This is a genomic window from Paenibacillus sp. Z6-24 (genome assembly GCF_054161335.1).
The window spans coordinates 3,445,928-3,471,323 of sequence record NZ_CP096398.1; the positions used below are offsets into that span (position 1 = coordinate 3,445,928).

At 49.5% G+C, this 25,396-nt stretch carries 21 protein-coding genes and 2 tRNA genes; 10 read left to right on the plus strand and 13 right to left on the minus strand.

Translation table 11 applies throughout. From position 1 onward, the window contains the following. Positions 1-267 precede the first annotated feature (267 nt). The 3 genes from M1D61_RS14965 (at position 268) to M1D61_RS14975 (ending at position 2,921) form a co-directional block, all read left to right on the plus strand. A complete protein-coding gene (locus M1D61_RS14965) occupies positions 268-1,152 on the plus strand; it encodes a MerR family transcriptional regulator (protein WP_458119444.1) in 885 nt (294 codons plus the stop codon). Continuing rightward, positions 1,149-1,790, plus strand: coding sequence for a GNAT family N-acetyltransferase (locus tag M1D61_RS14970; RefSeq protein WP_458119445.1), 642 nt, complete (start codon positions 1,149-1,151; stop codon positions 1,788-1,790). The genes M1D61_RS14965 and M1D61_RS14970 overlap by 4 nt, the downstream gene beginning before the upstream one ends. Positions 1,791-1,853: 63 nt before the next feature. Continuing rightward, a complete protein-coding gene (locus M1D61_RS14975) occupies positions 1,854-2,921 on the plus strand; it encodes an alpha/beta hydrolase family protein (RefSeq protein ID WP_458119447.1) in 1,068 nt (355 codons plus the stop codon). A 196-nt stretch (positions 2,922-3,117) separates the two neighbouring features. Here M1D61_RS14975 and M1D61_RS14980 read toward each other — a convergent pair whose 3' ends face one another. The 6 genes from M1D61_RS14980 to licT all read right to left on the minus strand — a co-directional run bounded on the left by M1D61_RS14980 (position 3,118) and on the right by licT (position 12,864). After that, positions 3,118-5,262: an AAA family ATPase gene (locus M1D61_RS14980; RefSeq protein ID WP_458119448.1), complete on the minus strand. Its 2,145-nt coding sequence runs from the start codon at positions 5,260-5,262 to the stop codon at positions 3,118-3,120. A 577-nt stretch (positions 5,263-5,839) separates the two neighbouring features. After that, positions 5,840-6,871 (minus strand): hypothetical protein, encoded by a 1,032-nt coding sequence (locus M1D61_RS14985; protein WP_458119449.1) that lies wholly within the window; start codon positions 6,869-6,871, stop codon positions 5,840-5,842. A gap of 93 nt (positions 6,872-6,964) precedes the next feature. Further along, positions 6,965-7,315 carry a hypothetical protein gene (locus M1D61_RS14990; protein WP_458119450.1) on the minus strand — a complete coding sequence of 117 codons (351 nt, stop codon included), beginning with the start codon at positions 7,313-7,315 and terminating at the stop codon, positions 6,965-6,967. A 250-nt stretch (positions 7,316-7,565) separates the two neighbouring features. Then, positions 7,566-9,344, minus strand: coding sequence for a phosphatase PAP2 family protein (locus tag M1D61_RS14995; RefSeq protein ID WP_458119451.1), 1,779 nt, complete (start codon positions 9,342-9,344; stop codon positions 7,566-7,568). Between the two features lie 639 nt (positions 9,345-9,983). Further along, positions 9,984-11,888: a beta-glucoside-specific PTS transporter subunit IIABC gene (locus M1D61_RS15000; RefSeq protein WP_458119452.1), complete on the minus strand. Its 1,905-nt coding sequence runs from the start codon at positions 11,886-11,888 to the stop codon at positions 9,984-9,986. A gap of 139 nt (positions 11,889-12,027) precedes the next feature. After that, entirely contained in the window at positions 12,028-12,864 is an 837-nt protein-coding gene (licT, locus tag M1D61_RS15005) for a BglG family transcription antiterminator LicT (protein ID WP_458119453.1), read from the minus strand. A gap of 315 nt (positions 12,865-13,179) precedes the next feature. Here licT and M1D61_RS15010 point away from each other — a divergent pair, with 315 nt between their 5' ends. Continuing rightward, complete coding sequence (locus tag M1D61_RS15010) at positions 13,180-13,602, plus strand: hypothetical protein (RefSeq protein WP_458119454.1); 423 nt, start codon at positions 13,180-13,182, stop codon at positions 13,600-13,602. Positions 13,603-13,703: 101 nt separating this feature from the next. On the opposite strand, the gene M1D61_RS15015 is transcribed toward M1D61_RS15010, so the two are convergent. Next, on the minus strand, positions 13,704-14,648 hold the full coding sequence (locus M1D61_RS15015; RefSeq protein WP_458119456.1) for an aldo/keto reductase: 945 nt from the start codon (positions 14,646-14,648) through the stop codon (positions 13,704-13,706). A 171-nt stretch (positions 14,649-14,819) separates the two neighbouring features. After that, on the minus strand, positions 14,820-15,197 hold the full coding sequence (locus M1D61_RS15020; protein ID WP_458119458.1) for a winged helix-turn-helix transcriptional regulator: 378 nt from the start codon (positions 15,195-15,197) through the stop codon (positions 14,820-14,822). Positions 15,198-15,421: 224 nt separating this feature from the next. Between M1D61_RS15020 and M1D61_RS15025 the strand changes: the two genes are divergently transcribed. Beyond that, positions 15,422-15,997, plus strand: a complete 576-nt coding sequence (locus M1D61_RS15025; protein ID WP_458119460.1) for an NAD(P)H oxidoreductase — start codon at positions 15,422-15,424, stop codon at positions 15,995-15,997. A gap of 136 nt (positions 15,998-16,133) precedes the next feature. Here the strand turns inward: M1D61_RS15025 and M1D61_RS15030 are convergent. Further along, positions 16,134-16,206 (minus strand) — tRNA-Ala (locus tag M1D61_RS15030). Between the two features lie 360 nt (positions 16,207-16,566). Between M1D61_RS15030 and M1D61_RS15035 the strand changes: the two genes are divergently transcribed. The 5 genes from M1D61_RS15035 (at position 16,567) to M1D61_RS15055 (ending at position 22,637) form a co-directional block, all read left to right on the plus strand. After that, positions 16,567-17,541 (plus strand): ABC transporter substrate-binding protein, encoded by a 975-nt coding sequence (locus M1D61_RS15035; protein ID WP_458119461.1) that lies wholly within the window; start codon positions 16,567-16,569, stop codon positions 17,539-17,541. A 394-nt stretch (positions 17,542-17,935) separates the two neighbouring features. After that, positions 17,936-18,019, plus strand: a tRNA-Leu gene (locus M1D61_RS15040). Positions 18,020-18,283: 264 nt separating this feature from the next. Beyond that, positions 18,284-19,024, plus strand: a complete 741-nt coding sequence (locus M1D61_RS15045; protein WP_458119462.1) for a LytR/AlgR family response regulator transcription factor — start codon at positions 18,284-18,286, stop codon at positions 19,022-19,024. 1 nt (position 19,025) lies between these two features. Further along, complete coding sequence (locus M1D61_RS15050; protein ID WP_458119464.1) at positions 19,026-20,327, plus strand: GHKL domain-containing protein; 1,302 nt, start codon at positions 19,026-19,028, stop codon at positions 20,325-20,327. 201 nt (positions 20,328-20,528) lie between these two features. After that, entirely contained in the window at positions 20,529-22,637 is a 2,109-nt protein-coding gene (locus tag M1D61_RS15055) for a serine hydrolase domain-containing protein (RefSeq protein WP_458119465.1), read from the plus strand. 130 nt (positions 22,638-22,767) lie between these two features. Here M1D61_RS15055 and nrdR read toward each other — a convergent pair whose 3' ends face one another. Genes nrdR through mutM form a run of 4 tightly spaced genes read right to left on the minus strand, consistent with a single transcriptional unit; the run spans position 22,768 to position 25,363 of the window. Then, positions 22,768-23,292 (minus strand): transcriptional regulator NrdR, encoded by a 525-nt coding sequence (nrdR, locus tag M1D61_RS15060; protein WP_458122520.1) that lies wholly within the window; start codon positions 23,290-23,292, stop codon positions 22,768-22,770. A gap of 47 nt (positions 23,293-23,339) precedes the next feature. Continuing rightward, on the minus strand, positions 23,340-23,915 hold the full coding sequence (locus M1D61_RS15065) for a lytic transglycosylase domain-containing protein (protein ID WP_458119466.1): 576 nt from the start codon (positions 23,913-23,915) through the stop codon (positions 23,340-23,342). Beyond that, positions 23,912-24,508 (minus strand): dephospho-CoA kinase, encoded by a 597-nt coding sequence (gene coaE, locus M1D61_RS15070; protein WP_458119467.1) that lies wholly within the window; start codon positions 24,506-24,508, stop codon positions 23,912-23,914. The genes M1D61_RS15065 and coaE overlap by 4 nt, the downstream gene beginning before the upstream one ends. Positions 24,509-24,517: 9 nt before the next feature. Continuing rightward, positions 24,518-25,363, minus strand: a complete 846-nt coding sequence (gene mutM, locus M1D61_RS15075) for a DNA-formamidopyrimidine glycosylase (protein WP_458119468.1) — start codon at positions 25,361-25,363, stop codon at positions 24,518-24,520. Positions 25,364-25,396: the final 33 nt, after the last annotated feature.

The following is a 25,396-nucleotide window of genomic DNA, read 5'->3' on the forward strand; positions in this document are numbered from 1 at the left end:
TCCCTGTTACAGCAGAGGCGCCGGGCATTTTTGTTGTAAACAAGTTGCCATGACAATGATCCTAATTTTCTCCTTGACCTTGGGTCTGACCCAGGCTTTATAGTAAAGACAGGGAAAAATCGGTCCTGCAGCTGTTCTCTGCTCAATGCTCTCTCTGTGCAGCATACTTATCTTGCTTACCGGACTTTGCTGAATACTCTCTCTTTATTGCACCCCTATCTTGCCATCATACACTGTCTGTCAGACATGGAAAGGAGTATTAGCCGAATGAATAACTACCTCACTATCAGCGAACTCGCCCGGCTGATGAATGTATCGACCCATCAGATTCGTTATTTTGAAGAACAGGGGGTGCTGCTGCCCGCCTGTGTCGCTGACAATCAGTACCGGATGTATGGAACGGATGAAGTATACCGGCTCTCCCATATTTTACTGCTGCGCAAGCTGGGGGTTCCGGTTCGGCAGATTCGTAAAAGTATAGATTCCTTCTCGGCGGACCAGTACAGTCAGCTGCTCCGGAATTCGATGGAGCAGCTGGATCAGCAGATCTCGCAGCTCACCCAGCTGAAGCAGCTGACAGCGAATGTGCTTGACGAATATGAAGAGCATTACGCTTCCGGCAGCAGCCCGTACCGAATTCACAGTTGCCCGCCGCGACAGCTTCACCTATGGACCGAACTGCAGGATGGAGAAGCGCTCACCGCCCGCCGGATGCTGCAGCTGAATCCTTATCCGGAGGATCTGTTTGAGACCGATCTTTATTATATCCAGCAAGAGGATCAGCTGCTGCTCTGCTATATGGATCAGCAGGCTCCGGCCGGGCATGTCCATTTCCCGGTTCAAGCGGTTTCGACCCATACCGTCCACGGCAAAGCTGGCGATCAGCAAGCCGATTATACAGATGTACCTTCCATCTCATTGGCGGGCGGTTCATACCTGTGCGCACATATTCAGATTACGGAAGAAGAGGAACTGCACCGGCATATCCAACAGTTCGAGCAGCATATGCAGCAGCAGAATCAGCTGCCCGCCGGTCCGCTGATTCTGATCGAAAAGTCGTATCTGTCGCTGTTCAACAATGCCACTCTTCATTATGAACTGCAAATGCCGCTCACAGCGGACCAAGCCAATCAGGAGGATCATCCATCATGATGACCAGTGCTTCCAGCCCGCTCGATCTAACCATCAGTCCCTGTCTGTCCGAAGAACTGCCTGCTGTCTGTACACTTCTGGCCCATTCCTTTGGCGATATATTCGGCTCCCTGGTCCGGCTGGATGAACAGCAGCTCGTTACTTTGCTGATGCAGACCTGGGCGCCATATGCTCTCGCTGCAAATCGTACGCAGATTGCTGCACGAGCGGACGGGCAAATGGTCGGTGTGATCGGCTTGCAATGGTATGCCGGCAGTCAGGCAGTCTACTCTGCGCTGCCCCATTTCGGTTCATTGAGCAGACAGTATGGCTTCTGGAATATGTGCCGGTTTGCAGCAGGTATGTCTGCCCTGGAGCATACCCCGCGTCCGGGTGAAGGATATATTGAGCATATCGCGACAGCGGCTGCCTATCGCGGACGCGGCATCGCTCGTTCGCTGCTTCAGTGGACCCGGCAGCATATGTCCGCATATGATTGGAACCACCTGACTCTCCATGTCTCTTATAACAACGACAATGCAATTAATCTATACGAAAAGGAAGGCTTTCAAAACATCTCTTCCCATTCCAGCTGGACCCGGCTGCTGCTGCATGAGCCGGGCTGGCATTATATGGGCTGGAAACCCGATCAGCCATAATCCACCCTGCCATATACGGATGATTCGTCTGTAGTATTTATTTGATTAAAGGAGTGAACCTTTTTGCATAATCGACGTCTCCAATTGATCCTGCCCTCAGGCATTATTGCTGCCATCCTGTTACTTCTGCTGGCGATCTTCCTGGTTCAGAATTCTTACGATATGACCGAGGAGCAAGTATCCGTGCCTACTGGAAATGGTGTAATGACCGGCATCCTCACCATGCCGAGGCATGTGGATCATCCGGTGGGCCTGATCGTCTTTGTCCATGGCGACGGACCGATCGATGCCAGCTATGACGGATTCTACCGGCCGATATGGGAGCGGTTCGCCGCAGCCGGTTATGCCTCCCTGTCGCTGGACAAGCGGGGAATCGGGGGTTCGGCAGGCAGCTGGCTGCAGCAGAGTATGGAAGACCGAGCCAATGATACCGTCGCAGCGATCCAGTGGGCCAAGCAGCAGCCGTTCATCGATCCGAGCCGCATTGGTCTCTGGGGAGCAAGTCAGGCAGGCTGGGTCATGCCCAAAGTCGTCGCCAAAGAACCTTCTCTCGCTTTCAGCATTCTCGTCTCCCCGGCGATCAACTGGCTTCGGCAGGGCCGCTATAACACCCGGCAGGAAATGCTTCGGGATGGTGCCACCGAGCAGGAGATACAGCAGGTCCAGCAGGAGGATCAGCGGGTTCTGAAGCTGCTCCAGCGGCATGCCTCCTACGCAGATTATCTCCAAATAACCTCTGCTAAAGATCCCATCCCGGAAGAGCGCTGGAAATTCATTATGATGAACTTCCAGTCCGATGCCAGTGAGGAACTGCGCAACTTCCATCATCCGGTTCATCTGGTGCTCGGCACCGAGGATATTAATGTGGATATTAGAGAAACTGAACGATTTTACCGCCGATCCATCCCGGAAGAGCTGCTATCGGTTACGGTCATTCCGGGCGTGGATCATTCGATGGTGCCTTCCAGACTGGTGCATTCTTCCTGGCAAATGGTGCTGACAGCGATTTTCTTCCCGCGTCAGGTTAGCAGTCCGGCCTATCTGGATGATCTGGAACACTTCTTATCCAGCTATTCCGCAATTAGATCAACGTCTATGTCTATGGATCAGCATAATTGGCATGGTCCGTAAGGCTAGGTATGTAAAAAAATCTTCCCGCCGGGTATGCTGCCCGGCAGGAAGGGATTTTGGAGTTAATTCATCATGCGGTTATTCCGCATTTTTTTGTTCATCATACGGTTACTGCCCAACTGTTATTGCACATACAATTTGTTTATTCATCTACACAGCCTGACAGTTGGCATGTTGCATCATTGGATTGGTAGGATCAGACTCTGGCTACCTGGATCGCATCGTCCTGTACATCCACCTGAATGTTCTGTACATTCTCATCGTCCAGTACCAGATCGGTGATGCTGTCTTCGATGTGCTGCTGGATCACACGACGCAGCGGACGAGCACCAAAGGCTGGATTGTAACCGAGTTGAGCCAGTTTTTTCTTCGCATCGTCAGAGACAGTCATGGTAATGCCCTGTTCCATCAGTGTGGACTGGATATCTTCGAGCATGTTGTCGACGATCTGTACCAGGTCTTCTTCTTTCAGTGATGCAAATGGAATGATCGCATCGAACCGGTTCAGGAACTCCGGACGGAAGTACGAACCGAGCGATTCCAGAATCGAGCTGGTCTGTTCCGATTTGGCAGCGGAGAAGCCGACGGTAATTTTCTTCTCGGTTATACCGGCGTTGGATGTCATAATGATGACAGTATCCTTGAAGCTGACGGTACGGCCCTGGCTGTCGGTCAGACGGCCATCATCCATTACCTGCAGGAACATATTCTGTACGTCAGGGTGTGCTTTCTCAATCTCGTCCAGCAGAATGATGCTGTACGGATTGCGGCGTACACGTTCGGTCAGCTGACCGGCTTCATCATGACCCACATATCCTGGTGGAGAACCGATCAGTTTGGACACGGAGTGTTTCTCCATATATTCACTCATATCAAGACGAATCATCGCATCCGATTGACCAAACAGCTCTTCTGCCAGTGACTTGGACAGCTCGGTTTTACCTACACCGGTCGGTCCGACGAACAGGAAGGAAGCGATTGGTTTGTTTTTCGGTTTCAGACCTGCACGGCTGCGGCGTACCGCTTTGGCGACTTTCTCCACAGCTTCATGCTGACCGATGACTTTGGTCTCCAGACGGGCAGACAGGTTTTTCATTTTGTTCTGTTCATCCTGCTGCAGCTTGCCGACCGGAATACCGGTTTTGCGCTCGATAATATTCTGGATATCCTCGACGCGTACTTCCATCGGTTCGGAGCTGTTTGTACCGCTGTTCAGCTGGTTCATCAGCTGGGTCTCTTCATCGCGCAGCTGGGCTGCACGTTCGTAATGTTCTTCACGGGTAGCCTGTTCTTTCTCGGCTTTGATCTTCTCGATGCGGGCCATCAGTTCACTCTGGTCACCTGCGGAAGCATGCAGGTTCAGTTTGGCACCGGATTCGTCGAGCAGGTCAATCGCTTTGTCCGGCAGAAAGCGGTCCTGGATATAGCGGTTGGACAGCTGTACGCAAGCAGCGATCGTCTCATCGGAGTAGCGTACACCGTGATATTCTTCGTATTTTGGGCGCAGACCATGTAGGATCGCGATCGCTTCTTCCACGGTTGGCTCATCGACCATAACCGGCTGGAAGCGGCGTTCCAGAGCAGCATCTTTCTCGATTTGACGGTACTCCTTGAGTGTGGTTGCACCGATCACCTGCAGTTCACCGCGGGCCAGTACCGGCTTCAGAATGTTGCCGGCATCCATCGAACCTTCGGCCGAACCTGCACCGACCAGCAGATGAATCTCGTCGATAAAGAGCAGAATGTTCTCACGCTGCTGCAGCTCCGCAATCAGCTGTTTTACCTTTTCTTCAAATTGACCGCGGATACCGGTTCCGGCTACGAGTGAAGCTACATCCAGCGAGTAGACTTCCTTGTTCAGCAGCTTCGCCGGTACTTGTCCCTCGGTAATGCGCAGTGCCAGACCTTCGGCAATCGCGGTTTTACCAACCCCGGGTTCACCGATCAATACGGGATTGTTTTTGTTGCGGCGATTCAGAATTTCGATGACACGCTCGATCTCTTCATCACGGCCGATGACAGTATCGATCTTGCCGTCTCTGGCTGCATCGTTCAGATTGCGTCCCAGCTGGTCCAGAATGCCATTGCCACGCTGCGGTTCTACCGTACGAGTCGCTGCACGCTGACCATTGGAGCTGCCTGCCTGTCCACCTTGCTGCATAAAGCCTTTGAATAATTGGTCAAATGGCGAGCCGGAAGCACCGAATCCACTGGAGAATGGATTGCTGTTGTTCATTTTGGCGTAGCATTGCTGGCAAAGATACACTTTATCGGATTTATTATTTACAGTGAAGCTCAGTCCTATAGTAGCCTCATGTTGATTACAATTTTGACAGCGCATATACGAATGCCCCTTTCTTAAATCATACTCATATTGGAATTTGTAAAAAGAATGGGATTATAAATAGTTGACATACAGCCGCTTCGTTGATGTTTGATGTTTGATGTTTGATGTTTGATGTTTGATGTTTGATGTTTGATGTTTGATGTTTGATGTTTGATGTTTGATGTTTGATGTTTGATGTTTGATGTTTGATCAACTGTTTTGACTTTGACTTTCTTTGACTATTATATCGCATCCATATTTAATGTCAACAACTTACAGCTATTTTTTAGTTTATTTCTATAAATAATTTTGTGCACAATGTAAATAAGCTGAACAGTCATATTGTTGCAGATATTTATTCGACTTCGCAGCCTGAAATGATAAACTAACTGCAGATCGATCAACAAAAAAGTGAGTACATCCCAGTAAAATGAATGCACAATTAAAGGAGCAGACACCAAAAAAGCGCTCCATTGTACAGGCATATGTACAGGAACGCTTCTTATTGCTTCTATAATATTCTTACTATTTCTACTATACAATCTAGTACTTGTACACTGCTTCCTTATTTATAAAGGCAGACAGAGGCCCTTTAGTTCTCTGGATGATACAGTACAGGGTGAGCAGGCTCGCTCCGGAACAGTTCAATCAGGATAACTCGTCCTGTTCCTCCATCCACACACAACCGGACAAATGGTGTAATTGAAGCCAAAAAGCGCAGCGCCACAGAGTGCCGAAGCGAATCTTCCAGCTGCCAGCCGAGCGGCGTTACTGCATAACCGTGCCCCTGATCCAGATAACTGCAGCGAATGAGCTGACGCAGATGCTTCAGTTCATCCTCGTCATAGGGCTCGATCTGCTCTATATCCACCAGATAATAGAGCATCCCGTGGCGGCCATCCCGGTACCATTCCTCACTATCATGATGCCGGTACAGATCACGTACAATCGGCAGTGCAGCTGTCGAGGTCTGTTCGAACCATTCCCTGGACTGCGGCCATAGACGATACATGAAAAAGGATTCGACCTGATCACCAATCAGATGCTGCTTTGTATGTTCAAAATGAGGCAGTACTTCGCGGTGCAGCATGTGCTGCATTTCCGGTGGGCCCGCCTGAATACGTATTCGCGAAATTGCTCCCAGCCACATACTGTGAGCGGCAAAATACTGTGCCATCGCAGTCATGCCTTCTGGCGCCTGTTCATTAGCGGGCGGTACATCCTGCCAATCCAGCGCCTGTACTTCTGTCGTCGCAGGCTGCTGTACATACTGGATAGCCGTATAATTTTTCAACCAGGGATAGAGAATCTGCGGTTCTGCTTGCGTATGCATGGGTGCCGCTTCTTCCGCTTCATAAGCGCCTGCCAGCGCAAGCAGCATATTTACCTTTTTCAAGAGACGATCACCAGGCTGCAAGGTTGGAGCTGCCGGATCATTCTGCAGCGGCAGTTGCTGATTGTCCAGCTCCAGGGTATCAAATTCCTCCGGTGACATGGCAGCGAGCACATGGGTATGCCTGGACAGTTCATCATGTGAAGCATACCCTTGCGCTCTGCTGGCAATGGCGAGGACGGAATCCTCCCTGTCAATTAGGAGATGGGTCGATGTATACCGGTAGCGCATAGTTCCTCCTTTGATAGGGCAATGATGGATGTGAGAACAGCCGATACCGGTCCACCGCTATGCCATCTGTACGCATGGCTGCAGCAGCGCAAGTCAGGCAAATTCATCCGTAATATCCTGCCAGCCGCTTAAGTCCGGCAGCTGCTGCTGTCCCCAGTACGCGAGAAATATGCCTACCACCTCTGCCCGGTCGCTCGTGATCCAGCTGTAATGCCTGAAATGTCCTTCGTCTTCCTGCAGACGCACCTCCACCACCAGCTCATGTTCGCCACCCATACGGGCAGCCTGCAAATAAATGCTTTTGCCGAGCGGCATGGAAGGACTCAGTACAATATAATCGTCCAATTCCACAATCAGATCGGTAATGAGCGAAGTATTGATCGCGTCATTGTCATAGGTGACGTCGCCACTTTGCAGCGTATATGTAATATATTCATAACTCATATGTTTCTTCCTTTCCGATATCGAGATACACGTAGAAATACTGTCATTGTATCATATCCACATCGGTGCTGATAACTGTCTTTCGTGCATGCAAATGCAGGCAAATAAAAATCCGCCAATGTGTATGTACACAATTAGCGGATTTTTATTGTTATAGCAGTCAGTAAAATTGTACTGCACAGATACTTTTATTATGCAAAAAAGTTCTACTTCTGTTTTCTGCACTCCTGCCTGTATCAGACAACCCGTATTACTTCTTTTTCACCTGCAACTTCACGCTGTCATTCGTATAAACAGCTTTGACGGTGTAACCTGCTGGCAGTCCTGCCGCTTTTACAGAGGCAAATTTGCCGTGTTTTGGAGATTTGTCGCTTACAATAATCGTGCTGTTATTTTTCGGTACATAGCCGTTGATGAAGTTCATCTGCAGCTTGCCGCCGTACATCGCCGAACCGTCGATCGCCAGTACATCGTTTTTGCTGCCGATTGTCAGGGTCAGTGTACCTTTGGAGGTCTGCTTGTAATCGCCGCCAATCTTCACTTTACCAGCAGCGCTCTCTGCCAGCGTACCGCCTTCGTTGGATACATTGCCGCGTCCAAATGCAGTTGTTGTACCGCCTTCCAGTGTACCCTCCATAAGGCGCGTATCACCGGTGTAGGTGTTTTTGCCATCCAGATTCAGCGTACCTGTTCCCTTTTTGGTCAGGCCGCCTTTGCCGGCGATATCATTGCGCCAGGTGTCTTCCTTGTTGAATCCACCTTTGGCTGCGTCCATATTCACGGTTACATTATTGACAAAAGCACCATAACCGTCTGCTGCCGCGAACAGATTCAGGCGGCCCCATCCTTCGGCATCATCCAGTACCGGATAACCGGAAGGAATGCCTGTTGTCGCGAGTATCCAGCGGCGCTGCGTAGCATCCAAATACGGCTGGCGTGTCTCCAGCAGCACTTCGGCTCCCTTCGGTACGAGTACCGGCTTGTCCTTGGCATACGCTTGCGGGAAGCCGTAGGTCAGACGCTCGTTGTAGTCTTTTTTGTTGGTTTGGTAATCGCTGAAACGGTCTTTGGACGTACCCTTTTGGGTCAGCAGCTTGGTCTGTGCCTGTTCGTAGGCAGCCTGCTTGATTTCCTTGTTGGCCGGATCATTCAGGATCGATGCAGCGAGTGCTGTCGCCATCACACGACCGCCCATCACGTCAAAGTACGAATGCATGCCGGATACCGCACGGTTATTGCCCAGCTCGGAAGCGCGTGTCAGCAGTTCCTGATAACGTTCAGGCACGGCATAAGCCATAGCAAAGGCTGCAAGATAGGCACCATTCGTATGGCCGCTCGGATAGCCTCCATCTGTCGTCGGATCTTCCTTGATCGCAGGTACCAGTGTTGGAAGGACTGTAGCTTCCGGACTCCAGCGGAATGGACGCTTATAATTGTAAAAGCTTTTCGCCGGATTCGTTGAAGAATAATTGCCGCGCAGTGTATTGACCAGACTGACGATATCGCCAAGAGCCGATTGAGGGTCACCGGAATTTGTACCTTTATCGTCATACTTTTGGGTGGTAGCATCCGCTTGAACTTCCGTAATGGTCGTCGTCGCTCCCGCCTGCTCGCGGTACAGGTCGGTCAGCGATCCCAGACCTTCGATCACGCTGTAGCTCTGGTTGCGGCGGTCATCCAGATAGGCAGCTTCCTCCTGTGCAGCGGTACGCTTCTTGGCCGTATTAATGACCTTCTGAATATTCATATCCAGCAGCTCACTGTTCAGTTTGGTGCCGGAATCCCAGGTTGCGCCAGGTTTCCACATCTTGTTGAATTCGGACAATACGCCAATCGCCGGGTTGGAAGTGACCGACATATTGTCGCTTGTATTGTTTTTGTAGTTATCGACAAAATAGCCCCACTCCGGCTTGGGTGGTGTCACATTGGAAGACAGCTCAGCGGCATGCGCATATGCTCCGCCCAACGAACCGGCCAGTACGGATAAGGATAGAGATAACCCGATGATTTTCTTTTTTTGCCCTTTCATATTCCCGATAATCCTCCTCATATTCCCTGCAAAGTTACATGCCAAATCATATGCCCACCTGAGATCGATAGGCACATCATCCGCAGCGGCTGCAGCTGCATGACAGCAGCATGGTCAGCCCGTATGTACATACTACATAGTAATGGTAATTTGTTAACGGGGTCGTAATAGTTTGTTTGGCGGGTGTTAATTGTTCGGCGGAGTGGAAACAAGATAGACCGCTCCGGGAAAGGATCACTCCGGCGGCCTCCGGTTAAGATTGGATATTTTTGAATCACCGCTGCTCGCGGTAAATATCCAATCTTAAATGTCGGCCTATGGAGTGATTCCTTTCCCTGCGCTCTGTGCTTGTTCATTAGTATGGAGTCATTTAGCAGACATATAATACCTTTATGTACGCGCATTTCACTTAATGCTTAATGCGCAAAACGCAAGAAAGGAAATAAGGGATCTGACCGACCTTTAAGCCTGGAGATCCTCACTTTCTATAACGATTCAGGATCCTCCAGGCTTAACCGGAGGACAGTCCCTTATTCCTTTCTGGAGTGGATGATGAACCGCAGGATACCAGCTGCAGCTTCTATTTCATACCTCAACTTAAAGCTCAAACCTGACAGCTTTGAAGATTGGACGATAGTGCTAGATTACAACCGTCAGCAGATCTTCCTGATAGCTGATCTTTTTCTTGTCAGTCTCGATAACATCCAGGTAGTTGCCCGAGTTGGAGATGATGACCGGAGTAGTGAGCACGTAGCCGGCTTCCCTGATCGCCGCAACGTCGAATTCCATCAGCAGCTCGCCTTTTTTGACGGTATCGCCCTGTTTGACTCTAGGTGTGAAATATTTGCCTTTCAGCTTGACGGTGTCCTGTCCGACGTGGATGAGGATGTCGACGCCGTGGTTGCTGGTGATGCCGATCGCGTGACCGGAGGAGAACAGGGATGTCAGTACCCCGTCTACCGGAGAGTAGACTTTGCCTTCGATCGGTTCAATCGCGATGCCTTTGCCGAGTGCGCCGGTGGAGAACGCTTCGTCCTTGATCTGGGTGAGCGAGATAACCTCGCCTTTCAGCGGGCTAAATACGGTCTCCTGTTTCACCAGTGTCTCGGTGCTGCCGGTTTCTTTTTTACCGGTATTCGGTGCTTCGTCTTCCTGCAGACGGGTGAAGAACATAAGCACAAAACCAATGATAAAGCTGACGATCATACCGATAATCGCGCCGTAGAATCCGCTGTCGATGCCATTTGGACCGATATAGGATGGGATACCGAAAATGCCCAGTCCGCCGATGATATATGCTTTGGTGCCCATCGCTCCGATGATCGCGCCACCGACTGCACCACCGATACAGCTGAGGATAAACGGCTTTTTGCGCGGCAGTGTAATTCCGTAGATCGCAGGTTCAGTGACTCCGAAGATCCCCGAGATAACCGCCGGAATAGACAGTGATTTGAGCTTGGTGCTTTTGGCTTTGATCAGAATCGCCAGCACAACACCGGTCTGGGCAAAGGAAGCACCGAACATGCCTGCCAGAATCGGATCGGAACCCAGATTGCTCAGGTTGTTCATCGCAATCGGTACAAATCCCCAGTGCAGACCGAAAATAACGAATACCTGCCAGAACGCACCCAGCAGCAGTCCGGCAATAATTGGACTCAGGTTAAATATGCCCAGAATTGCAGCGCCGACGAGCTGTCCGGCCCAGGTCGCTACCGGACCGATAATCAGAAATGCCAGTGGAATCGTGATCAGCAGTGTGCAGAACGGTACCATAAACGTACGTACCACACTCGGAATCACACGCTTGAAGAAATTCTCGAATTTGGAACCGACATACGCCGAGACGATAATCGGAATAACGCTTGATGAATAGGTCATTAGAATGACCGGTATGCCGAGGAAGGTAATATGCACAGGCGACTCAAACGGCGTCCCCCCAAACAGTGTATACAGCGGTGTCCCTTTTCCCACCTCTGTTAATGTCGGATAGACCAGCGCCGCACCGATCGCCATTCCGATAAATATATTGGCGTTGAACTTTTTGGCTGCCGTGTAACCGAGGAAGATCGGGAAGAAGTAGAATAGACAGTCACCGATTGCATTCAGAATGATATACGTGCCGGACTCTTTTACCAGCCAGCCCAGTGACAGGAACAGTGCGGTCAGACCCTTGATCATACCGGTCGCTGCCAGCACGCCGAGCGTAGGCGCGAATACGCCGGAGATCATATCGATGAACCGGTTGAACAAACTCACCTTCTGCCCGGAATCATCAGGGGCTGCCGACGAGTCACCGCTGAATCCAGCAACGGTGTTCACATCCGCATATACTTCGGATACGTGGTTGCCGATGACGACCTGATACTGCCCGCCACTCTGGATAACCGTGACGACACCATCCATATTTTTAAGTACATCGGTATTGGCTTTGCTCTCGTCTTTTAATTTGAAGCGCAGACGTGTCACGCAGTGAGCCAGGCTGTTCACATTGTCCCTGCCGCCAACATTCTGAATAATATCCTTTGCCAGCTGTTCGTATTTCATTGTTCTTCCTCCTTTGTGGGGTATCCGAAGTATGCTTGGTATATCAAAAAGGCGAAACCAGACAGACCGTCTACAGAAGTATCACTCCTGCACGATCTAATCTTGGTTTCGCCTGCATTACCAGTAACAATCCAAATTTTTATAAAGTTGTGTCATTGGTGACCCGGTGGACATGGATGGTCAGGTAGAGTTTCTCCTCATCGGACAACTCGGTATCCAGATACTTCTCGATCTTTAGCATGCAATTATAGGCTTTTTTGTACTTGGTCTTCACCTGCCGGAGCAGGAAGTCATCTTCCAGCACCTGCCTGTGCGGCTGGGATAACCGCTGGAAAAAGAATTTCAGATGAGTGATAAATCGTTCATAGCTGATCGACTGTTCATCCAGCTCCAGGCGATATGTGTATTTGATAATATTCAGAATATCCTGAATCTTCTCCGCCTGGGCCGCCACATTCGCCATCCTTGTACCCGAGCTGCTAATCTCGGCGTTGACCAGATGCAGGGCGATATTGGCCGCTTCATCCTCGGGCAGCTTACGGTTCAGCGTGGACTCGATAAATTCCAGCGCCTTGATGCCGATACCATATTCCTTGGGATAAAAGCGCTTGATCTCCCAGCTGAGCGGATTGGGGTTGCGGATGCCTTCATCGTACAGCTTGAACGCATTGTTCAGATGATCGGTGAGCGTGACATAGATATAGTCGCTTAAGGTGACATTCAGGTTGTTTTTGCCATATTCGATAATATCGTAGCAGACCGATACATATTCCGGCGGAATGTCCTCGAGCAGCACCTTGAACTTCTCGGACGCTTCGGTCTGCTGAAGCACGAAGATCTTCTCGACCAGACTCTTGTCGACCGGATCACCTGCACTTTTTTTGAAGGCGATGCCCCGGCCCATCACAACAAAGTCCCGCTTGCCCGAATCACTGGCTATAATTGCATTGTTGTTAAAGATTTTCTGGATAATCATCCACACTGTCCCCCTCTGGTGGACTGCCATATAACGATATGGATACTGGAGAATCAGGATATACAAAAAAGGCAAAACCCAACACATGCGAACAGCTAATGGTTAGCTCTACATGCACTGGGTTTTGCCTTTTCAGTAACAATCCCAAAGCTAGAATAACACCAATTCAGCATTTTAGCAAGCGCTTTCTTTTTTACCTTCATCTGCATTATATTTTTCAGTTCAACATCCGATAATAAATAAGCAGGGCAATTATACATATTGCTGCATAACGTCGATATAAAAAGAAGCTTAATTATTTGATGGAGGAAAATAATGCTCGAGGATATTAGTCATTTTGCAGGTATTGATTTTAGTCAGGTGGATTTTAAAAATCTGGATTTTAGTACGCTCGATAATGTTTTTGGAATAATATTGACCGGCCTTGCTGTCTTAATGTTTTCTATTATGGCAATTCTCTGCTTCATAGTGATGTGGATTTGCGTATACAGACGAATCAGGGGCATCATTCGCTGGCTGGGTGGGGTACGCATAAGAAACGATTTGATGGACTGCCGCTCTTGTGGTGAATCCATCTCGGCAGTTGCACGGATATGTCCTTACTGTGGCAGGGATTATGGTGTATATTTCCGTGTCAGAGATTCTGTCCTCTTCTACCTCTATATGTTTGCAGCTTTTGGATATGGAGCACTGGAATTTATTAAATTGTTTGTTGAAGAATTCATGCAGCCTTCATAATATTCCAAAAGCCAACCCAGACAGCAAAAACTCCGTTCCACACTCGATGTGCTAACGGAGTTTTTGCTGTCACGTCGTTTATATAAGAAAAATGAAGCCCCTTATTCTCTATGTCCTGCTGCTACGCCCACCGGAGAGATACGTTCGATCTCTGCCAGATCTTCAGCAGACAGCTGTACATCCAGCGCGCCCAGATTTTGGCGCACCCGATCCAGATGTTTTGTACCGGGAATGGGAACAATCTGCTCTCCCTGCGACAGCAGCCAAGCGAGTGCCAGCTGGGAAGGTGCGCATCCTTTGCGCTCTGCCATCTCTTCGATCAATGACACTACTTCCAGGTTTTTATTAAAATTTTCTCCCTGGAAACGTGGATACATACGACGATAATCATCTGCTGGCAGATCGTCAAAGCTCTTGATCTGGCCAGTCAGGAATCCGCGTCCAAGCGGACTGAATGCTACATAGCCAATTCCCAGTTCCTTTGTCAGCGGAAGTACCTCATCCTCTGTCTCGCGGCTCCAGAGTGAGTATTCCGACTCAATCGCTGTCAGCGGATGCACAGCATGAGCACGGCGTATCCGCTCCGGCGTAACTTCCGACAGACCGATATAACGGATTTTGCCTTCTTTCACCAATTCGGACATTGCACCTATCGTTTCTTCGATCGGTACCTGCAGATCCGGACGATGCTGGTAATAGAGATCGATATAATCTAGTCCCAGGCTGTGAAGGCTCGCATCGACCGATTTGCGTACATAGTCGGCATCTCCTCGGCGTTTCTCACCACCATATGTAATACCAAATTTGGTGGCAACTATAGCCTGTTCCCGGCGTCCACGCAGCGCACGACCGACCAATTTTTCGTTATCTCCATACCGTCCGAATCCGTATCCACCATAAATGTCTGCTGTATCAAGCATATTCACACCCAGATCAAGCGCTCCCTGAATAGTGCGAATCGAGTCCTCATTATCCGGCATCATCATCGTGCCGAGTCCGAGTGCGGATACTTCCAATCCCTGATTGCCAAGTTTACGTGTCTGCATAATTTCGCTCCTTATTCCGCCAGGCGGATGAATTGTTATCGTGCCATTAACAATTCCTATTGTAGGAGTTCCATGCTGCTGCAGCCACAGTATGCTTATACCAGTAATGAGACTAACAGGATAAACGAGACAAATGCTGGCTGTCTTCTTTGACGATATGCATCTGTCATCTTATTCTTGAAATTCTTCCAATACCGTAGATTTGTCGCCGTATACCTTTTCCAGATGCTCTTCACCCCAATAACATAAAAGATCCAGTGCGGGCTTCAATCCCCATCCGTACGACGTCAACTCGTACTCCACTCGAAGCGGAATCTCCGTATATACCTGTCTTGTAATAATCTCATCCTTTTCCAGACTTCTTAACTGGGTAGTGAGCATTTTCTGGGTGATGCCGGGGATTAACCGTCTGAATTCGGATGGCCGTTTCCGTCCTGTCATGAGGTGATAGATGATCAAAGGCTTCCACTTGCCACCCATTACTTCCAGGGCCGCTTCCACCCCAACCCTGTATTTCTTTTCCACGATATTTTCCTTTTTTTCCGCCATTATGTATCCCTCCGTTAACCGGCTGATTTGACCGAAAACTTCTAATTTCACGTGCTTGCGCTTCTTATTCAGACAGGTTATGAAAGCATCTATTCCGGGCACTTCCATGTTGCCTGGGCACCTGAATGTTCCCATGGAACTTGAAAGTGCGTACTTCCAGGTTATTTCATTCCTGTTTATAATAGCATCAGTTACCCATTAGGAGAAAGGTAGTGACGTACAGGATGAAAGTATTAACCGTCGTCTCGCATCCAAGACCGGATTCTCTGACCTTTGCGGTTGCCGATCGTTTTGTGCAGGGGTTGGCTGCAGCTGGACATGAATATGAGATACTGGATTTGCACAGAATCGGTTTTGACCCTGTGTTGCAGGGAATGGATGAACCGGATCTTTCCATGCCGAAGCAGTCTTTTAGCCCGGAGGTTGCAAAGGAAATGGCCCGAATGAAGGAACATGATGCTTTGGCATTTGTTTTCCCTGTCTGGTGGTGGAGTCTGCCGGCCATGCTCAAAGGTTATATTGACCGTGTATGGAATAACGGATTTGCCTATGGAGCCGATCATCTTCATCATCAGCATGTATTATGGATAGGACTGGCCGGCGTATCGGAGGAGCAGATGAAAAAGCGGCACTATGATGAAATGATTACGCATCTGCTCAATGTAGGCATCGCCGGTTATTGCGGCATCACCCATTCCAAAGTCGAACTGCTGTATGAGACGCTGGAGTCTTCCGACGAACATTATAAGATGATGCTCGATCAGGCTTACCAATCCGGCTTGAATTATGCCAAAGCTTAATCACTGCGGATTATTCTGATCAGGAATCTTCATAGCTGTCTCGTCAGTAATTGAAGATCTGAAATTACAATTCATCTCAAATAAAAAAGTCCGTCAAACACTTAGGAATTCCTGTGTTTGACGGACTTTTTGATAATGGAGCCTAGGGGGATCGAACCCCTGACCTCATCGCTGCCAGCGATGCGCTCTCCCAGCTGAGCTAAGGCCCCATAATATGTATTTGTTCAACAACTCTTTTAATGTATCATGGATCAGCAATATAGTCAACAATTTTTATTTTTTCATCTATTTCTTCATTCTAATAAAAGTAGATCGGCTGCCACCCGGAACTTGCTTTCCAGCAGCCAGGTCTAATGCAGGTCCGGGAAAATTCGGCTGGATGCTGTTATTGTCACAGCTCTGCCTGTACTCTGTGACAACCCGGTGACAGTTATGCCAATGCGTTGACTTTCATTCCTCTGCTATTGGTATAATAAAGTTATTGGGTATTTTATAATAACAGGTGCTGTGTAGGCCTGCTGCATGTCTATTCAAATATCCAAGCATACTCGGAAAAGAGGCGGATTATTTTGAAATATTCAACAGCTTATATCAGAGCAGGACTGGTGTTATCCCTGATCCTCGTTTTGTTGACAGCCTGCGGACAACCCAAAGAGACGCGGGCGGATATTTTTAACCCGAACGGTATTAAGGAAATGCCGGTAAGGGACTCTTACGGTACGGTCAATGTACCAATCTCTGCCAAGAACATCGCGGTCACCAGCCAGTATGCGATGGATTATATGAACGCGATTGGCGCGGACATCTCACTGGCTCCCAAGCCTGCCGAAGGCAATTACGTGTTCCCTCCCTACACTAGCGATGAGCAGCGTAACAAGCTGACATTGATCGAAGGCCAGAATGGCGAACTCGATCTGAACGCGCTCGCTGCCGAGAAGCCCGATCTGATCATTACCAATAACGGCGACCGCGCGACCTATGATGCACTCGCCAAGATTGCACCAACTGCCTATATCGATCCCAGTCTAGACTGGCGCAGTGAATTGTATATGTACAGTACGTTCCTCGATCATGATACGGCAGCCAAGCAGTTCATGAATGCCTATCAGCAGAAGTTCAACGGAGCCAAGACCAAACTGGCACCAATCGTCGGAACATCCACTATTGCTGCGCTGAGTATGCAGGGGAATAATCTTGTTTTACACAACAATGTACAGAACGGCGTCGGCGAGGTACTGTATCAGGATCTGGCGCTCAAAGCACCGGAAGGCATGACTACAGACGCTGAATCGACTCCGGTAACTTTGCAGCAGCTGCAATCGATGAACCCGAACTACCTGTTCGTCTCTACCGATATCCCAAATGATACCGCAGCAGCGCTGAGCAAACGGATGGCCGCTTCCGCTGACGGAGCTGCCTGGAAGCAGCTGACCGCTGTACAGTCCAATCATGTATATATCGTGGACAGCAGCTTTTTCAACGACACACCGCTCGCCAAGTCCTATGCGATCGATACTCTGATCGACGAGCTGTCTGCCAAGTAAAATAAACGTTCGGTAAGTAGATGTACTCTGCGGATTAAAGCTAAGCCGTGTTGTTCCACTTTAACCTACAGGCTTCGAACAGCAAGCATTTTTGCAAAGCCTGATATTTCACTTACTCAAGCGTGGAGATCTTCTGTATCGAGTAATGTTACAGAGTCTCCACGCTTATTTTTATTATTTGCTAAAGTGGATCCAACAAGCATGAATGTATTATTCCACCTGCTTCAAAACGATAAATCTGCACTTGGTAGACCGAAAAGTTTTATTTTCAAAAAAAATACTTGCATCCCCTCTTCAAAAGAAGTATACTCTTAATTACGGTGATTCGTTCACCACTTCCTATCTGACATCCAAGAAAGCACAACATGAGGATTAGGAAGTTACATATTTTTTTGCGGTCGTGGCGGAATTGGCAGACGCGCACGGTTCAGGTCCGTGTGGGCTTACCCCCGTGGAGGTTCGAGTCCTCTCGACCGCATACCTTATCTTATCAAGCCTGTTTCACTTCGGTGAAGCAGGCTTTTTTGATGTTTTATTGCAAAGATTGCCTCATTATCAAGATAGCACTCTGCCTGCTATGTGTTTTATACCATTCAGCCCTTTGCGTCCGTTGGTTGATTGGTTACTGTCATCGGGCTGTTCAGGGATTGATTTTTGCTGTTCGGAAATAGAAGCAGCTGAATGCTGCTCCTCCATGCTACACTGGAGCCGGAGCATTCATACAATAACGGAGGTGTCCATCATGTACAGAGTGGCGATTTGCGATGATTCCAGCCAGCAGCGTGAACAGGTGCGCCAGCTGCTGACCGCACTGTCGGTCCGTACAGGAGTTGAATTTATAATTGAAGAATTTGCATCCGGTGAGCTGCTGCTGCAGCATTATGAACAGGAGCAGCCTGCATTTCATGCCTGGATTCTGGATGTAGAGATGCCCGGGCGCAGCGGTATTGAGACGGCGCGTAAGCTGCGGGAATGGCAGCACAGGGACGAACAGATCATTTTCCTCACCAGCTACCCGGAATACATGGTCGACAGCTTTGATGTGATGACTTTTCAATATTTGATCAAGCCGGTGCAGTCCGAACGATTTGACGAAGTGATTCTGTCCCTCTGCCGATACTGGGAATCCCAGGAATACAAGCTGCTGGTGATCAAATCAGGCTATGATGAGCTGGTGATCCGGCATGATGATCTGATCGCTATCGAAGCCGTCAAAAGTCTGACCCTTAAAAACAAACTTCATTTTATTACAGCACGGGATACATATGAAAGCAAGGGTGTACTCGCTACCTATGCCGCTGCGCTCAAGGAACAGAACTTTCTGCAGATCCACCGCTCGGTCATTATCAATATGCGTCATGCCAAGAAATTCGCCGGCAACCAGGTGCTGATGTCCAACGGTCTGGAGCTGCCGATTGGGCGCTCCCGGGTTAAGGAAGTTAAGGATGCGTGCACACGCTTTATGATCAGGGAGCTGAACTGAGATGCCGAACCCCATAAGCTATATGCTGCTCGTGCTGCTTTTTGTCGCCCCTATGCTGCTGCTGGGGCAATTTTATTTTGATGCTGTGCTGGGCCGGATGAACCGCAGACCAAACCGTTATCCATATATTATCGTATTTGTGGTACTGCATCTGATCTATTATCTGGTCAATATGCCGTCCGCCCTCTCCTCTCTGCTGGCCATAATAATGATTCTCAGTCTGGCTCTGTCCTACAGGGTGCAGCTCGGTACCCTGCTTGTCTTTACCTTTATCTATGTGGTACTGCAGACAATTGTCAATTCCATGGGTGTGCATCTGTTTTTTGGCGGGATCGATTATTCGATAGAAACGCCTTATCAGCTGATGCAAAGTCAATATATCCGCTCGATCAAGCTGCTTCTGTTCAGTTTTCTGGTGATGCTGATGATCTCCCAGTTGATCCGGTTGATTAGCCGGCGGCGCAGTATTGCCCTGCAGCCTCGCTATTATCTGCTGTTTCTGATTGTACCGGTCATTTCGATCTGGCAGATTAATGTGCTGTTTGCCTACAGCCAGCAAAACAGCTACTACGTCATCTCGGTGCTGGGGCTGCTGTTTCTGAATGTGTTTGTTATTTATATGTTCGATATGCTGATGGAACGGTTCCGGCTGCTCAATCAGAATGTGTATTTGCAGCAGCAGATGGATTATCAGGATGCCAATTATGAGAAAACGGTGCATACGTTCAAGGATATCAAGCGCATTATCCATGATACGAATCAGCACCTGATTTATATCGAGGAATGTATTCGCCGTCAGGAGCCGGAAGCAGCCATCGAGCATATTCACACGACGCTGAATCGGGTCGATCAGGCGTATTACCGGGTCAATACAGGCAATCTGGTAATCGATGCACTGGTGAGCAATACGCTCAGCATCGGACAGTCCAACGGTATTCGGATTGATACCCGGCTGCGGCTGCATTCGCCTGTGGTACGGATTGAGCGTTATGATCTATGCGTCGTGCTCGGCAATCTGCTGGATAATGCGATCGAAGCCAGCAAACAGATCCGGCTGGCGGATGACCGGTATATCTCCATCAATATCCATTCCAGTGAATCGACGCTGTATATCCATATTACCAATCACTCCAGCCAGTCCGATATCGACTGGACCAGCAGCAAGCCAGGCGATGGTTACCATGGTCTCGGACTGACCAACATTTCCCGTCTATGCGACAAGTACGGCGGCCATATGACGATTGAGAGTCATAATCACCGGGTGGAGAGTATGGTTGTTCTTCCTTTTTATGAAGAAGGATAGCAGATTGGGATGGATCACAAGAGAATCATCATAGAGAATTACCGACGATGAACCGGCTACGATGCCGGTTCATTTTTGTCGTTCAGGGGTGAAGATATTCGTTTCAGCCCATTTCCGGTCTTTCCGGCGCGGGTATGCGGTATGCTTCGATTGTGTACAGATGAGAATACATCTGATTACCTACCGAAAGGGATGAATATCATGAATAAAGTAAAATCATTCAGCAAATGCCTGCTGAGCATCGTTATCGCAACTTCGGCACTGCTGCCGATTAGCAGCATATCTGCCGCGCAGACTACTACCAAAGCAGCCTCTGCATCCAAATCCCAGGCGGTTACCGCAGCTACTTCTTCCCGGGCACAGGAACTCTCCCAGGTACTGCTGGACAAATACGGTGTCACCGGTGTGCAGTATGCCATTATGGATCACGGTAAGATCACTCTGTCCGGCAGCGCAGGTACGTCCAGCCGTGCGGATAGCAGCAAGATTACCAAAAATGATATGTTTGGTATCGGCTCCACAAGCAAAATGTATGTGACAGCAGCTACCATGATGCTGGCCGATGAGAAGAAAATCGATATCGATCGGCCGCTGGCCGACTATTTGCCGGAATTCCGAATGAAGGATGAACGATACAAGCAGATCACACCTCGTATGCTGATGAATCACTCATCCGGGCTGTATGGCAGTCATTATGGCAATACGATTCTGTTTAACGATAATGATACAACCAGCCGTGACCATCTGCTGACATCGCTGCGTAATGAAATGCTGAAGGCCGATCCGGGCGCCTTTTCCGTGTATTCCAATGACAGCTTCCAACTGCTCGAACTGCTGGTTGCCAAAGTCAGCGGCAAAAGTTATCCACAATTTATCCGTGAACGAATCAGCAAGCCTCTGCAGCTGAAGTCCACGCTGACACCGCTTGATACATTTGACCGCAAGCGACTGGTGAAAACCTACTTCCCTACACTGACAGACAAAGCGCTGCCAGTGGAAAACACCAATATTATCGGCACCGGCGGCGTATATTCTACCGCAGAAGAAGTGGTGAAATTTGCCGAAGTACTGACCGGGCAGCGACCGGATCTGTTGTCTGCCGCTTCGGTTCAGGCCATGAATCAGCCGGAATATCGTAATGGCCTGTGGGTATCCGAGACTTCCAACATTTTCAACTATGGCCTGGGCTGGGATTCGGTACAGCTGTCTCCCTTTGACCGTTACGGATTGAAGGCTGTATCCAAAGGCGGAGATACACTGATGTATCATGCCACTCTGGTCAGCCTGCCAAAAGAAAGACTGAGCATGGCTGTATTAACGTCTGGTGGTTCATCGATGTACAATGAAGCGGTTGCCAGCGAAGTGCTGCTGCATGTGCTCAAAGACAAAGGGACCATTTCACGTATTTTGCCGGATCAGCAGTTCCCAGCCGCTGGCAAAATCGCCATGCCTGCCGAGATGAAAAAGTACAATGGCACCTATGGTGTGGTCGGTGAGACATTTAACGTTCATATTCAAAACGGCAAGTTCAAGCTGGCGGCCCAGATGGCCGGCATGATCCCTGCACAGCAGTATATCTATGCAGGCAAAGGCAAATTCCGCAGTGAAGACGGTTCTACCCTGGCCAGCTTTGAACGCCAGAAAAACGGCCTCACCTATCTGAAGCTGAACGCCTATCTGAACATCCCGGAATTGGAGCAATCCCAGATGGCTCTCTATATCGGGCAAAAGCTGGACAAGCAGCCGCTCAGCGCCTCCGTCAAGAAGAACTGGCAGCAGCGTAACGGCAAAACCTATTACAATACCGACGAAAAAATCAATTCCGCCTTCTATCTGATCCCGACCGAAATCAGTAAAACGATCCAGGTGGATACCAACCAGGGATACGCACTGGGCACCAAAATCAAAGATGCAAACAGCAGTGTGAATGTGATGCAGATTCCGGTCATGTCCGGACGGGATACCTTTGACTTGAACTTCTACCGTCAGGGCAAAACGGAATATTTGCAAATTAACGAACAGTCCTTTATTAGCGAAGATGCCGTATCGACTCTTCCTGCTGTCTCTTCTTCCCTTACCCTACCGGCAGGCAGTTATGCCAAATGGATGAAGCTCGGCAAAAAGACAGCCGGACAGAAGATCAATGTGACTCTTCCTGCCGGAGCAGGCTTTGTCGTCTATGATGACAAAGGACAGATTGTCTACTCTTCCGTCATCAATGGCGGACACAGTATGAAGCTGCCCGAAAAAGGAATGATCGTATTCGGCGGCAAGGCCGGTGACCGGTTTAAAATTTCCCTCAGCCGCTGAACAGCTAAATCACTCTGAATAACGCGGAATATACAAATAGCATCACTGCTCTCTGCCTCCTTTGCCGGAGACCCAAAGCGGTGATGCTATTTGTGCTGCTCTCCACACAGGGAAAGCGGTATGTTTGTTATTACTGGTCTTTGTGTTCCCTATCATGCTGGGAACGGACAGTATCCCTGGACTGCTTTTTATCCTGCTTGGAATCGTCGTTCAGCAGTCCCTCCAGCTCTTTCATAAACATATTAATATCCTTAAACTGCCGGTATACCGAGGCAAAGCGTACATAAGCCACTTCATCGACCGGATACAGCTGCTCCATCACCAGTTCGCCCACCTCGCGGCTCTCTACCTCGGCGAGCGCTGTTGCATACAGGCTCTTCTCGACTTCGGAGACGATCGCATCAAGCTGATCGACCGAGACCGGGCGCTTCTCACAGGCACGGATCAAGCCGCGCAGCAGCTTGTCCCTGCTGAACTCCTCGCGACTTCCATCCTTTTTGATTACAATTAACGGGGTAACCTCTACCATCTCGAAAGTGGTAAAACGGCGGCTGCAGCTCTCGCACTCCCGCCTGCGGCGAATGGACTTGTTATCGTTGGCTGGACGGGAATCCAGCACTTTGGTTCCGTTATGACCACAATATGGACATTTCACTACCAGTGTCACCTTCCTTTCCCTCTATGCCGTTCATTCCATCTATTTTAGAAGGCGTCATATAATTTGGTATATTGCTTATAATAATATAATACACGCTGCACATAATGTCTTGTCTCGCCGTAGGGAATATCCTTGGCATGATCCAGCGTACCATCCCATTTACCACTGCTGAGCCAGCTTTTCACCTTGCTGGGGCCCGCATTGTAGGCTGCAATGACCGCAACTTCATTGCCGTCAAACTGCTGCATCAGGTTCCCCAGATACCAGGTGCCGATCTCGATATTCGGGTCGGCATCATGCTTGATCGTCTCCATGGACACATTCGCCAGATGCGCTTTGTCCATGGCCCACTCTGCAGTATCCGGCATCAACTGCATGACGCCAAGAGCACCTTTCTTAGACTCCATGCTGGGCTGAAAATTGGTCTCCACTCGAATAATCGAAGCAATTAGAAAAGGATCGACCTGATAGGCCGAAGCATGCGCCCGGATCTCCTCCTTGAATTCGATCGGATAGATCCAGGCCAGCCAGCGGGTATTGAACAATACCAGTACAAGCACAATCAGAAACAGCGGCAGCAGAATCCGTTTGCGTACTATTTTCCGTCCGAGCTGGTTCATGATAACCCCTTGCTCCGCCAAAATCGCTGCAGCTGCTGCCATGTCTCTTCCGGCGTGCCGCTGTTATCGATCACAATATCCGCGATCCGTTTCTTATCCTCGATATCCATCTGGGCCGCCAGCCGCCGGGCCGCCTGTTCTTCGGTCAGGCCATCTCGCGCCATCAGCCGCTCCAGCTGAATATTACGCGGTACATACACAACCATAATCTCATCGAACCGGTAGGCGTCTCTTGCTTCCAGCAGCAGCGGAATATCCGCAACGACAAGCCTCTGTGGATCATCTGCTTCCAGCTCGGCAACACGGCTGTGAATGAGCGAACGAATCGCGGGATGCGTAATGCCTTCCAGAGCGACCCTTTCTTCCGGATGGGTAAAAATATGCTCGCCCAGCCGTTTGCGGTTCAGCGTACCGTCTTCGTTCAGCATCTCTTCCCCAAAGCGTTCTCTCACCTGCTGCAGTACCGGATGACCTGGCATCATGACTTCCCGTGCGATCAGATCCGCATCAACCAGTACAGCCCCATGCTGCACCAGCCAGGCGGAGACTGAACTTTTCCCCGTGGCGATTCCTCCGGTTAATCCAATATTCATGCTGTCACCTCAATGTTTCTTTCGTATCGGAAGAGGCTGGCAGACCGGGCAAAAGTGCGTGCCCCTGCCGCCTACTACAGTCTTCTCTATCAGCGTCCCGCATTCATAGCATGGCTGTGCCTTGCGTCCATAGATACGAAGGCTGTGCTGGAACATGCCCATCTCGCCCTGTCCGTTCACATAGGACTTGATCGATGATCCACCAGCAGCAACGGCATCCGTTAATGTCGATACAATCGCTTCATGCAGACGAATCAACTGCTCTTCGCTCAATTCCCCGGCGATCCGCTCGGGATGAATACCCGCACGGAACAGCGCTTCATCCACATAGATATTACCGATGCCCACGACATAGGCCTGATTCAGCAGTACCGGCTTGATCATCGTCTTGCGCTTGCCGATCACCCGGATAAACTGCTCGGTTGTAAATGTCGGGTCCAGCGGTTCCTGGCCGAGCTGCATCAGTGGCTTGGATTCCAGATCTTCACCGGTTTTGAACAGATGCATCGTACCGAACTGACGTACATCCTTATATCTCAATTCCGTACCATCCGTAAAGTGAAAAATGACATGAGTATGCTTTTCCACCGGTTCATTCTGTTCATATACTCCATAGCGTCCTTCCATCCGCAGATGGGAGACCATGACCAGTCCATCCATCACAATCCGCAAAAATTTGCCGCGCCGTTCAACGGTCTGTATGGTGTGTCCCTGCAGCTCCATCGCAAACTGCTGAGGGTCATCAGGCCGCTGGATAATACGCGGCAGCGACACGGTAACCCGTTCAATTTGCTTGCCGGTGACCAGGGTGTTAAGAGTGCGTCTGACTGTTTCTACTTCCGGCAATTCCGGCATATGGTTCACCTATCCTTAGTTGATAATCGATAT